15 protein-coding genes are annotated in these 12,100 nt (G+C 48.7%); all 15 read right to left on the reverse strand.

Annotated elements, in window-relative coordinates:
* Nucleotides 1–38 precede the first annotated feature (38 nt).
* Nucleotides 39–1,280: a hypothetical protein gene (locus tag KO501_RS08220; RefSeq protein WP_216029175.1), complete on the reverse strand. Its 1,242-nt coding sequence runs from the start codon at nucleotides 1,278–1,280 to the stop codon at nucleotides 39–41.
* 18 nt (nucleotides 1,281–1,298) lie between these two features.
* On the reverse strand, nucleotides 1,299–1,844 hold the full coding sequence (locus KO501_RS08225) for a hypothetical protein (protein WP_216029176.1): 546 nt from the start codon (nucleotides 1,842–1,844) through the stop codon (nucleotides 1,299–1,301).
* On the reverse strand, nucleotides 1,825–3,483 hold the full coding sequence (locus tag KO501_RS08230; RefSeq protein WP_216029177.1) for a hypothetical protein: 1,659 nt from the start codon (nucleotides 3,481–3,483) through the stop codon (nucleotides 1,825–1,827). Before KO501_RS08230 ends, KO501_RS08225 begins: the two co-directional genes overlap by 20 nt.
* A 7-nt stretch (nucleotides 3,484–3,490) precedes the next feature.
* On the reverse strand, nucleotides 3,491–4,264 hold the full coding sequence (locus tag KO501_RS08235) for a lytic transglycosylase domain-containing protein (RefSeq protein WP_216029178.1): 774 nt from the start codon (nucleotides 4,262–4,264) through the stop codon (nucleotides 3,491–3,493).
* Nucleotides 4,261–4,737 (reverse strand): hypothetical protein, encoded by a 477-nt coding sequence (locus KO501_RS08240; protein ID WP_216029179.1) that lies wholly within the window; start codon nucleotides 4,735–4,737, stop codon nucleotides 4,261–4,263. Before KO501_RS08240 ends, KO501_RS08235 begins: the two co-directional genes overlap by 4 nt.
* 39 nt (nucleotides 4,738–4,776) lie before the next feature.
* The gene (locus tag KO501_RS08245) at nucleotides 4,777–5,547 is read right to left on the reverse strand and encodes a hypothetical protein (RefSeq protein WP_216029180.1); all 771 of its coding nucleotides are present in this window, start codon (nucleotides 5,545–5,547) and stop codon (nucleotides 4,777–4,779) included.
* Between the two features lie 4 nt (nucleotides 5,548–5,551).
* Nucleotides 5,552–6,001 (reverse strand): hypothetical protein, encoded by a 450-nt coding sequence (locus tag KO501_RS08250; RefSeq protein WP_216029181.1) that lies wholly within the window; start codon nucleotides 5,999–6,001, stop codon nucleotides 5,552–5,554.
* Nucleotides 5,998–6,495 carry a hypothetical protein gene (locus KO501_RS08255; protein ID WP_216029182.1) on the reverse strand — a complete coding sequence of 166 codons (498 nt, stop codon included), beginning with the start codon at nucleotides 6,493–6,495 and terminating at the stop codon, nucleotides 5,998–6,000. The genes KO501_RS08250 and KO501_RS08255 overlap by 4 nt, the downstream gene beginning before the upstream one ends.
* The gene (locus tag KO501_RS08260; protein WP_216029183.1) at nucleotides 6,495–6,890 is read right to left on the reverse strand and encodes a hypothetical protein; all 396 of its coding nucleotides are present in this window, start codon (nucleotides 6,888–6,890) and stop codon (nucleotides 6,495–6,497) included. The genes KO501_RS08255 and KO501_RS08260 overlap by 1 nt, the downstream gene beginning before the upstream one ends.
* Nucleotides 6,891–6,901: 11 nt before the next feature.
* Nucleotides 6,902–7,756, reverse strand: coding sequence for a hypothetical protein (locus KO501_RS08265; RefSeq protein ID WP_216029184.1), 855 nt, complete (start codon nucleotides 7,754–7,756; stop codon nucleotides 6,902–6,904).
* A gap of 10 nt (nucleotides 7,757–7,766) precedes the next feature.
* On the reverse strand, nucleotides 7,767–8,297 hold the full coding sequence (locus KO501_RS08270; RefSeq protein WP_216029185.1) for a hypothetical protein: 531 nt from the start codon (nucleotides 8,295–8,297) through the stop codon (nucleotides 7,767–7,769).
* 184 nt (nucleotides 8,298–8,481) lie between these two features.
* On the reverse strand, nucleotides 8,482–9,366 hold the full coding sequence (locus tag KO501_RS08275; protein WP_216029186.1) for a hypothetical protein: 885 nt from the start codon (nucleotides 9,364–9,366) through the stop codon (nucleotides 8,482–8,484).
* A 93-nt stretch (nucleotides 9,367–9,459) separates the two neighbouring features.
* On the reverse strand, nucleotides 9,460–10,374 hold the full coding sequence (locus KO501_RS08280; protein WP_216029187.1) for a hypothetical protein: 915 nt from the start codon (nucleotides 10,372–10,374) through the stop codon (nucleotides 9,460–9,462).
* Nucleotides 10,375–10,467: 93 nt separating this feature from the next.
* The gene (locus KO501_RS18475; RefSeq protein WP_216029188.1) at nucleotides 10,468–11,601 is read right to left on the reverse strand and encodes a trypsin-like peptidase domain-containing protein; all 1,134 of its coding nucleotides are present in this window, start codon (nucleotides 11,599–11,601) and stop codon (nucleotides 10,468–10,470) included.
* A gap of 16 nt (nucleotides 11,602–11,617) precedes the next feature.
* The gene (locus KO501_RS08290) at nucleotides 11,618–12,091 is read right to left on the reverse strand and encodes a hypothetical protein (RefSeq protein ID WP_216029189.1); all 474 of its coding nucleotides are present in this window, start codon (nucleotides 12,089–12,091) and stop codon (nucleotides 11,618–11,620) included.
* Between the last annotated feature and the right edge of the window lie 9 nt (nucleotides 12,092–12,100).

The following is a 12,100-nucleotide window of genomic DNA, read 5'->3' on the forward strand; positions in this document are numbered from 1 at the left end:
CAACTCATTCTACGTAAAATGTATCAGAAAATTCGTCATTATTCGCCATTAAGTGTGTGTTGATAAAGGGCAAACGGCGGCATCACTGACGCAAGCATTTTCTCTACATCACTGGCTTCTAATGAACCTGGTGATGCAAGTTCAAAAAAGTCCCCTCTTAGCCGATTCAGTGCCTTTTCATCGGGGAGGGCGGTTAGTGCGGCTAAGTAATAACGCTTTTTACCTGTACCTCGGGGTAAGGGAACAAGCAAATTTGCCAATGGCAATTGCTGTAATATCACCTTGTGCTCAGCTAACCCAATAAACACCACAGCAGCCACGTTATTGGAATGAAGAATGTTTATTCTGCATAGATTGGTCGATAGCAAAAGCGGGGAAAACACCTGTTTATTTAAGGGAATAGGCCGAGTATCGGTTTGTTTTTCGCCGCACGATTGACCGTAATGGGCTTCTAAGGACAGGGTCAGTGGTGACGGTGTGGACACTGTCGGTGCTGCGTCTACTTTATTATCTGCTAGGCGGGCTACCCCTTGAGGTTGTGGGTTGGGCGATGCCTGCAGCGGGGCCTCATAACCCTGCCACTGCCACATAACCCAACCGACTAGCGTGACGACGAAACAGGCTGCTAGGGCCAGCACCCAATAATTTGTTGTTTTAATAGGAACGTCTTTTTTTTGTGGTGACTGGGGAATGGATAAAACTGGGTTAGTGGTCATAGGGCGAATACCCGCAGGATCAGGCAGATAAAGTCCAACCTCTTCTGGTGCGTTAACCGTTTGAAAGCTAACCCCTTGCACCTGGGTAATGTGTTCGCGGTTAGCCTCAGGCAATAAAAACAGCACACTACAGGTACTTTGCCACTGGGCTAACTGCCCTTTTGCCTGTTCAATTTTCACTGCAACATGTGCCACTTCCACCACGCTACGTTGGGCGGTGTTGATTGCTCCGGTGGCACAGATAATACGATCCCCCGGTTGTGGTTGGCCGTTGCCCAAAATGCCACATTGGCGTGCGGCATGGGCCAAATAAAACCCCAATTGCCAGCTCTGGCCCTGGTTAATTTCATCACTTAAATCAATGCGAAATGTGCCCTCCCCAAAATCTTCTTCAATAATACCCGAACCCAACTTCACAAAATTATGATAGTTATTGGCGATGGGCAGAGGCTGGGAAAAGCCTTTGGCTGTTACCGTGGAGTTCGCCACCGCCGGGGGCAAGGTATATAGATTATTCACGGCAACTAAGCCTTGGGTGGTTGCGATAAATGCATGGGTGGCCACGGGCTGTCCTTATTCTGACTAATTCATCACAACGATGCTGGCATCCAAATCCATTAATGCCTGTAAAGCAAGATCACTTTCTTCAAACAAGGATTGGGTTTTATTATCAATAAGTGGGGGAAACTGTATTTGGCTGATCCCATTTTTAGAATCCACATTCACCAGTACACCATCACGACTGTGTGTTGGGTTTGGAAAGTGAATGGTTAGCACCACATATATTTGAGAGTGCACCACCGGATCGCGGCTAAAACTCAAGGCAAATTTGTCGGTTTCTCTGCCGACTAAAGTTTCTAGACTACTTGCCGCTGCCTGAGCAGGACTATATTCATAGGAAAACTGCTTAACCAAGGTCATATATTGGCGACGTAAATCAAGGGACTGATTAATTTTATGCAAAATGTTGCGATGACTACCGGGTAACCGCCCGCAGGCTACTTGCATAAGATCATTAAACATCACGGCAGCCTGCTCCTCACTGGCCTCATGACCAGCACTTAGGACATCATAGTGTCGCTTGGCCACAAAAATTGCTTCTGCCTGCTTATGATTCACTGGCGACATGGATCTCTCCGTATAATTGATTAAATCTGGCTGTGAATATAGAAACATCAGCGACAAATTTGCCGTCTTGGGAGGTATTTTCCCCCAAAGCGTTCAGGGCCTTTAGGTGATGTTGCACAATGCCCTGCAATTTGCTCACCTCGCTAAGTGCTTCTAAATAGGCATCGCAAACATAGGCGTCGGGCAATGTTTTAAAACCCTCTTTATTGTTGGCTTTATAGGAGGATGCCAGTTGATGCAGGGCATCTTGTAATGGGGGCCATGTCTGGGCAAGGCTTTCCACCAAAGCCTGTTGTTGCTGTGGGCTGTTCGCTCCTTTTACCTGCAAAGCCAACCGTTGCATATGGTTTTCATCTAGTGGCGGCAAGGTATCGATAAGCTCGCCTAGTACCCGTTTAGGCTCATGGGGCAGTAATGCATACAACAAACACTGCCGTGAAAATGCCAGTGTCTCGGCACAGGTGAGCACTTCCTGCTGATACCTGTCATAGCCGTTATCGGGCGGCGAGGCCATTTTTTCCTTTACACTGGCGGCGGATTTGCGCTTTGCCTGAGACAATACCCCTTGCCATTGCCCAAATACCTGCAACCTAAGTAGGCTTAGGCAAAACCGTCTAAGGTACGGGGTATGCTTAACAATGGGCTGCATGCGTTTTGCTTGGCTTTTGGTTAAACATTTAGGGGTAAGGGTAAGTAAATTAGGCTGGGGAGGTTCGGGCGTATCGTTAAACAACGCCCCATGGACAAAATCAGCAAGGTTATCTTCCCCTTCTGAATCCTCAGGCGCGGCCATAACCCGAGAGAGATCAACTTCACCTAAATCATCATCAAGCCCTTGAGAAAACGCCCGCTGCGACGCCTTTTGAATACGCAATAACGTGAGGGCCTGAAGTGTATTGAGCACATCATCTACCGCGGTTTCAAACCTCACATGGCTGGGTTTAGACAGTGCGGTGTCATCATTGGCCTGCTGCCAGAACAGCAAAATATCATCATCGTTAATGTCTTCTGGCGCTTGTCCATTGCGGTTTAACCAATCGGTGACATAGCGATAGCGTTTTTGCTCATTGGCTTCGGGTAAATGATGTTTAAGAAAGTCGTACAGGCATTTTTGCAGCGTTTTGGACAATGTATCGGTGTCTCCACTTCCCCCTTTGCTCACCGTATGGTCAATATGTTGAACTTGGGTATTATCCACCGAGACAATAAATTCCATCAGGCCGGCTAGTACACCCGCACGGGAAGACGATATAGCAAATGGAGTTTGTCCAACCTGAATGTGCAACACGCCTTCTTGCAAAGTGACCTCGCCTTGGTCACTTTGCCAAGGGTTGGCAAATGCCCGTCGAAATCCACCGGCGGAGGCCACATCGGTCAGCCAAAAATACGTGAATAAAGGCTCGTTGTATTCTTTGTCAGGAAAGGCACGTACAATTGCCCAACATAAAAAACACAGCTCGTGGCAAAGAAAACCGTAATTTCGACAACAAATGTACTGGGCAAGACGATCAATATCGGCACAGAGAAATTTACGCTTAATTTCCCCTTGCGATTCTGATGTAGATATCGTGGTCTGTCTTAACCCATCAAACATACTCAGTAGCGTTTCGCTAACACCATAGCCCACTGTACTTACCATGCGTCTCTTACTCCTTGTAGATGGACTCCCACTGGGCAACCTTGGCGCGTTTGCTGGTTGTCGCAGCGTTGTAAGGCAAAACAGCGTGCCTGGTTAAACTAGTTTGCACTTCTCCCGCGCTTCTGGTCAAGTTATGAACACGGAGTTTTTGCAGCGCCTCAATTCGGCTGTCATGGCGTGCGTCTATCGTCAAAGTTGGCGACGGCATTGAAGCGCTGGCCAGGGTGTCATCCTCGTAAAAATGTGAATACTCACCATCACCATAAGCGCTATAAAAACGGCTATCCAACCCGTCGTGCTGATATTTTTTTTGATAGGCAAGCACTTTCGAGACATACGCTTTTGTGGCTGGAATTATTCGATAATTGTTATTTTTATCTTTTACGGCGGAGCCACCGTTGTAGTGAGAAAGGGCGATATCTACTCGGCCACCATAAGTTTTTATGAGTTGTTTAATAAACGCCACCCCAATGCGAATATTGGTAGTGGGCTCATAAAGGCGCGAGGCCGGTACGCTAAATTCTCCTTCCGCGGTGGCGGGCATAATTTGCATAACTCCCCGGGCACCGGCATGACTTAAAGCGTAAGGATCAAACCCCGATTCCGCTTTTGCTATAGCCAGCGCCAGTGATGGGGGCAGGCTCTGACGCACCGATTCAGTAATGATTATCTGCTCGATATCCGATTGCTGATACGGACTATAGGCTAATGCCCGCGGGCAAAACGTCAGTACAAACAGTAAAAGAACCAGGGAAAGTGGTGTAATAGGTGGTTGTATCATGGTTGTTGCTCCAGCCGTGTTTGCCATGGGTGATCAATCAGGGTTATAAAAAGCTTTGGATGATTTATTTGTTGCTGAGCTTGAATAATGGGTTCCACCGCTAAATCCGGCGGCACCGCCAGATAAACCGGGCGCTCAGGATCCAGCGAATCCACCACCACAGCCCTTAATGTTTGATCCAGTAACTTGCCGTTATGATAGAAAATAAACTGGGCATTCACTGTGGCCTTGTCATTGCTCGTGTCATTGTCCTTGCTCGTGTCATTGTCCTTGCTCGTGGCAGCCCCCAAACTTAATGAGGCATCCGGTAAGGTCATCGGCTTCACGCCCTGCATCTGGGTTTCAGGCCGTTGAGGGGAGGCGCTCGTTGACAACAAGGCCACTATCAGTATGGCGAAAAAGGCCATGGATAAACCCAGTGCCACCTCGGTCATGGCTTGGGTACTGGTATCCTGACTGTAAGTGCTATTCATCCTGTTTTCTCCATGGCAAAAAAGTAATAGGTAGTAACATCATCGACAATTTGCGGAACCCGCTGAAAGTAACCACTCACTTTCAATCTGTTTACCGTTGATAATGATATGATTGAGGTAAAGTTGGGAATGGGTTAACTGGTATTGCCCGTATAATGAAATCAGGCTTTCGTCACCAAGGGCCTCACTGATGTAGGCTGATAAACGCTGATCCACCCTTTCGGGCAGTAACCTCACCGCCGTGCCGGTTGCCCTTGCCCCATTAATCCACCGTTGTTCTTGTGCGCTTAAACTGCCGTGTACCACCCTTAACCACGCACTTTTACGCTCAAAAGTATTGGGCGATAAGTAAACCAGTGTTTGACCATCAAGAAGGGCAAATTCTGCGGCTAAACAGGTGTAAAGGTAGTCAAGTAGCGTCTCCCGCTTGCCCTTGTTTTGGGGCCAGGCTAATTCAATATCCAATTGAAGGTTTTGCGCTAATTGATGATAAATGTCTTGCCCTGTCGCCGGTTTGCTCACCGGATTAATAGAAGGCTTGATCATGGGTTGTGTAAGGGCAGTATGGCTTTTAACGGCGTGAGGCGGGGAGGCTAGTGGTGGTGGCGGTGGCAACGACGACGCAGACAAAACATGCACTGGCGGTGCTGACGGTAAAGCAGGCTCCGTCAGTACCGGCGGTTTTACCCTGCCTTTAGCCGCGTTAGACAACACTTGCGCCGCCTGATAATGGGTCCAGGCCACTAAGCTTGCGCCAAGCAGTACCACCACCATGAACACCCCTAAAAAACGCCATAGCCTGTTACCCATGGTTTTACCCCTCTACAAGTGGCGCAAAAGACAAGGCCTGCATACGCTCAGCAATAGCTTGTAAGTGGGCCTCGCGGATGGGTGCGGGGTTATCAACCACCTGGGTATTTGCCTTTCGTTCATCAGGGAATGTGGCAGTTTGTTCCGGCTTAACCGGCATCACCGAGCTGTCTTTTTTGTCATGAGCCGCTTGCTGTTGCAACAAGGCATCAACTTGATTTTGTAGGGTATCTAGGCGCTGGTGAACCTTCGCCAAGGTCGCTTGTTGCGCCTTTTCATGCTGTAAGTTAAAGCCTGCAATTTGGGCATCCACTTCATCCAGGACTTGCTGGGCGGTTTGCGCCATTTCATCTTCCCAAAAAAAGCCACTTACGGCGTTTTCAGGCATCTGCGGGCGGGCGACTAAATAGACAGCCGCGCCAGCCACAACCATGATAAAAAATAAGGTTTTCATGACTGCGTTCCCCCTTTACAAGTAATGGCTTGTAAGCGAATACTGCTCCATGCCCGCAATAAGGTCGCCGAGGGTAACCCCACCACTGTGGTCATAAAGGCGGTGGAAAAGCGCGCGGTAAGCTCCCCGATAATGGAATTGATGTTATCTGGCGTAAGAGGCTGCACCGATAAGGTACCTATGCCTAAACTAATTCCTAGTAGGGTAAAGGTGAGGGCCAGCGAGGCAATGCCGTTACCGGCTTGCTGCGCAATTTCCCAATAAAAAGCGCCGGTTTTGTGGTTGTTTGTGGCCTGACAGGCTAAAACACCAATCACCATTAGCACCGTATATAAACCAGCGAAACTCCAGCCAAAGACCTGCTGCGCCCAGTGAAGTAAATCCGGTAATTCTTTATCGGTAAGATAGCTCGCCATGGCCAGCATAATAATAATGCTACCTATGCCCGCCAGCGCCCACCGGCCAAGTTGTTTGGGTTGGGTAAGTAGAGTCATTATCGTCCCCCTATTTTGCTGCGGCCTAACACCTCTGACGTGATATTCAGTGTGAACAACCAGTGGCTGTAAGGTATGCGCTGACTTTCTGCGCTGGCATGGGCCAAGAAGGTTAATTCGTAGCGGGAAAAGGCGTTTTTCACCATGGGCGCGTCACTTTGGGTAATACGTTCATCCCGCAGCACCATGCGCTCCATATCCACCATACGCCGATAGGTTTGCTTACTTTGACGGAGGCGTTCGTCGGCACTTAACGCACTGTTTGTCATTAGGTGAAGATAAGACGCCCGCTCCCGTTCTAGATTTTCCAAACTAAACAATACGTTACTGTTAGCGTGATGACTCACCAATAAGGTGCCCATCGCCAATAATGTTGTAAGAGAAAGTAATTTCATGTCATCGCCCCTTATAAAATAAATAGATCCACAGCCTGACTGGCCTGATTCACCACACCGGTTTTGTTGCCGTCGGCGCTATCGCCGTAGGCCAGTTGATACTCCAATTCCTGGGCATCCAAGGCCACCAATCGGGCCATATAGCTCAGCATGAGCCCTTCTTGATCTAACAAGGACCGATGCATGGCAATATCCATTAATAACTGGCGTAAATACTCTTCGGAACTGACTTGCGCGCCGTTTAAGGTGGGCGATGCGTTGCCTTGATGGCTGGCAATGGCTTTTTTTAGTTGTTCAATCTGGGCCAGATTTCCCGCGTATTCATCGGCGTAGGGCGAAGTCTGATTAAACCCAGCATGAATGAGGTTTTGATCCACCTCTGCCATGACTTTTTCCATCCGCGCTAAGGCCGCTTCCTGCTTTTGTTTTAGTTGAATACGGGTTGACCCATTGGCCGTGGTTTGCTGATGGCGAAATTTTTGCAATACCTGCTGATACACTTGTTGCTTTTGCATCGACGCCTGTTTTCGCAATTGATGGCTTTCTTGCAGTAAATCCAAATAATCCGATTTTTCTTGCACCAAGGCATATTTCACGTCGGCCAGCGTCCCTTGGTCTGCGGTTTGTAGGCTATTTTGCAATTGGTCAATGCGCGCCGTTTTATCCTGCATTTGGCTATCTAGATCGGCCAGTCGCCGGGCCATGGGGGATGCACTAAAATCTTGCTCAATACGTTTTTCAATAATATTGGCCGGTAAGGTCATGAGCTTGTCACTGGCTTGGGGCTGCCATTCTGACGCCACGCTACAAGCGCTCATCCACAAAATCGTCATGGCACAACAAAGGGTTAATTTACGTATCTTCATCATTTGCTCCTTAATGGGTAAGCCAATACTGTTGACGTTCTATTTCAAGGCGCAGTCCGCGACTAATATTTAACGAGGCCAGGATCTGTGGCTGTAAACTGGCACCGGCTAGTAATGCGGTAGCCGTGTCTCTAAAGGACGTAAAATCTGGCAGGTAAAGATCTTGGCCGGGAAACTGGGTATCAAAACGGCGAAGCTGGGCCGCCGCCCCATCCATATCACCGGCTTTAAGGTAGGACAGCACAGAAATGGCCATCACCTGCATGATCTGTTCGTGGTCTTTGTCGCTAAGGTGGGCAGGCAACGGATTGGCAATGCAATGTTGCATGGCGTTTGCCGCGCCTAAGTGCTGCGCCGGCGACTGGCTATATTCGGCATGCTCGCTCATCTTTTGGGCTTGGGTGATACAGTGATGATCAATGGCACTTACCGGTGAAGTTGCTTCCGTGCTCGTACAGGCGCTAAGGGCGAGGGCCAGCACTATACCTGTGGTCAGCGAAAGTGGCTTGCGGTGAGTCTGTGTAAAAATACAATTCGACATTGCCTTTTCCTTATCAGTTGGGAACACATCTGACTATGAAAGGCTTTGGCGTTTTTTTAGTTCGCGGTGCTGTAAAAGCTAAAAACAACCCTCAACAGGCGCAAAGAAAAAGGCCCTCCCCCTTATAAAACCAAGGAAGGGCAATATGGAGATGGCAAATGAATTGGCAGGGTTAGCAGAATGATTATTCTTCCCAGCTATGAAGATCGTCTTTGGTATTGTTAATGCGCCCTTTAACAATGGTGGCCGTATTGCCCGATAACCTAACTACACCGGTTAACCCCAATTCAGACAACACGCGGTTAAGGTTTTTGTTCAGCTTATTACGGCTAATGGCAGCAACATACTGAATTTGTGCAAAATGCCGATGAGAGGCAACATAGCTCATACTGTGGTAGCCGGAAAACACCGGTAAATAGACCTCGATATCTTCCATTTGCTGTGCATTAAAGCCCTCAAACACCAAGGTGAAATCCACCGTTTTAGGCCCACTCTGGGTAATCGGTGCCGACGGCTTTCTTTTGCTTTTTCCCTTTTCCTTTGCACCAGGTAACGTGCCTAGAATGTGCTCGGTAACCTCACCGGTTAGGGTTAAAAGTGTGTCTTCTGTTGCCGTCTTTATGCACACCCTTGAACACTGGGCGTCACGATTTATCAGCGGAGAACCCACCTCAAATGCGCCATTAACACGGCCACTATTCACACTTAGGGTTTGTCCGGTAACCGTGGTGCCTATTTTGGTGGTATAAGCGGTACGACTCACCTGACTGTCTGCGGTTAAAACAACCACAAAATCCACGACTGGCGTTGTTTGATTACGGGCAATAGCCAGTAATTGGGCTTTGGTCTTCGCGCCTGCGACCTCTCCTTGGTACACCGCCACACCCTGCTGAGTCAGCTGACCGGATACGGCATAAATAAAGCGTTCCATCTGGCGGTGGGCGTCGGGTAATGCCCTAGCCCCATCCTCTTGGGCCAGCAGCATGATTCGTAGGGGTTCCTCAACGCGGTTTTGATGAGCACAAGCGCCCAACATCACCACTAAAAATGTAATAAGTAGCTTTTTCATGTCTATCCCCGGTGTAGCTTTTTGGTGATGCGCGACAAGATCGCGCATGGGTATATGAGTGACAAGGTGGTTTAAACCGATGGGGCAAGCCCCTTACCAGCCACCATCTTCCGTGGGCTTACGCTTTTCGCCCCGACGAAGGATCCGCTTTATGGTAAAGGTATTCCCTTCAAAGGTAGTGGTGGCACGCATGTCTAATTCACCTAACATCTTTTTAAGATTGCGACTGAGTTTGGCGGTGCCAATACTAGAGCGATACAAGACTTCCGAACGGGTATGGCGCTGCTCTGTGGGGCGATGAGATTTATAGCCACTGAAAATCACTAGGTATTCTTCAATATCCATGAAATCTTCGGCACTAAAGCCATCAAAGACAAGGTAGTAGTCGGTGATCATGTCATTGGTGGCGCTACGATCTTGACCATTTTCAGCCATATGGCCTTCCACTAGCCAATCGAGCTTCTCTGCCAGTACTGCACCTAATTCGTCGGCCAGAATTTTTGCTTTATCGCCCACCACTTCCAAAATACATTCACGGCTACACTCAGTAGGAGCATTCCAGAACTGGCCGCTATCCACTTCAAAGGTGTCGATAAACTTACCGCTTTTGGCGTTGATCATACGCCCGGTAATACGGGCTTTTACCTTAGTGGTATGCTCTTGTTGTTGTGCGCTGGCGTACATGGTAAATACCACCACCACATCAATGGGTGGACGCTTGACCGAGCGAGCAATATCAAACAATTCCCCGTCACTACGACGTACCCGACCTTGAGTGAAATTATCCATGGTGACGTAGGTTTCATCGTACACATCAAAGCTGTAGTAGTTCATTTGTCCTTGCAGAGCATAAACCACTCGCTTGAACACACGACTGTTACGGGGCACAGAATCTTCATCTGCATCCTCGCCCATAACCAGTAAATTAGGATTATCTGCGGCATAAACAGGCACAGATAGAAGGCCGAACGTTAAAGCAAAAGCCAGGGTTTTGAACAAGTGATGCATAATAATTCCTTAGTTATCTATGTATTTTTGCTACCTGGGTTTATAAAAACCTTTGGTAGATTTCCTTTTACTGCATGTAACAAATTCTTTTTTTTACCACTTCACACACGAAACATTGCCCTTTTTATCGGTGACTGCCATGCCCTTCCCTTGGCAATCCACGGTTTTCACCGGAGCAGGTTTTGGCGTGTTAGGCGCAGGCTTGGCGGGAACCGGGGCTATAGGTTTAGGCTCAGCAGGGGGCGGCGTCTTGGGCTGAGATGGAGCGGGAGTTACTGGCTCGGGCGTTGTGGGCACGTCGGCCTGAGGTGGTGTTTGTTGCCCCGAACGCCGCCTTGCGGCGGGTGCCTCTGGTGTTTGTGGAGCCGGTGTGGTGGTAGCCCGCTGTTTGCCTCGACGGGTTGGCGCTTCTTGGGGTAAAAACTGACGAATTTGCGCATAAATTCTCGATGAGGGGATCCCTTCGTTAACCAACCCCTTACCTTGGTTGTCTTTAAAACCCGAGTGGTGCAGCGCAATGATAGTATCGCCATCGGCAGAGAGCACCGGTGAACCACTGGAGCCTGGCTCGGTATCGGCAAAGTAATGGATCACGCCATCATTTAAGTATTTTTTATAGAGCCCAGTATTTTTAAGCACCACTTCTTTTGAACGCCCGGCAGGATGCTGAATAATTTTCACCTGCTGGGCATTTATAATGGCGCTATCGGTATCCGCTAAGGGGAACCAACCCAGGGTATTGCCCACCGGTTGGTTTAATTGATATAAGGCGTAATCCAGTTTGGCGTCGTATTTAAGCAAAGCCACCGCCTTAAACAGGGGCAACCCAGAAACCTGTTTTAAGTCATCCACATAATAATCAAAACTAAACAGGTATTGTGACAGTGGAATGGCTTTTCCCGCAGAAAACGCGCAGTGCTCATTGGTGAGAAATAAATCTGGCCCAACCAGACTGCCAGTACAGATAGGTCGGCCATTTACGAATACCGCACCCACCCGGCGACTTAGGGTATACAGTTCACTGGTCGGTGGATAATCTCGCATTTTCTCAAAGTCGGCACTGCCCACAATGGTTTGTATATCGTAGCCTTGAGTAATTTCGTTGGCGGGCACGGGTTTAAAAAAACCACTACCCGGAAACTGATTGGGTGGGGTTAAATCTGCCGCCAAAACGGGCAGTGTCAGCAGACATAGAGCTACACTGACAAATCGATTGATGACGCACATATCGCTTTCCTTGTAATTAGTGTGGTGTGAACCGGATATGGGCAAGCTCGATACTGCGCCATGGCGCCTGCACTTGTTCACGGTACTCAAACTGTAATTGGCGAAGCCTAAAGTCATGTGCGGCCTGCCATTTCCCGTTTATAAAAACATCAGCGCTATAACTGGCGCTATCGATGGCTTGTGGTGACTGGATCTCGGTAATCAATACCGCCAATGGGGTATTATCGTGATAGCGCGCCACCTGCAACTGGGGCGGATAACTTTCCAGTATGTCGTCGCTGTTTTTGTAGGCCGGCCAAATATGCCCGTCTACCGTCACCATCAACAGGCTTCCTTGTGCTAAGAGGGCCAATTGAAAATCACTGTACTGGGGTAACGATAAAGACAGCGGTGATATTCCATCTTGGGTGTCGGGTTTACTGTGACAGCCTGTTACTAACGTAAGCAGAAGCAGTACTTTAACGAGATTGGTAACACGAAATATGCCCATAATCAGGTC

It is taken from the genome of Alteromonas sp. C1M14 (assembly GCF_018860965.1).
Lineage (GTDB): Bacteria > Pseudomonadota > Gammaproteobacteria > Enterobacterales > Alteromonadaceae > Alteromonas.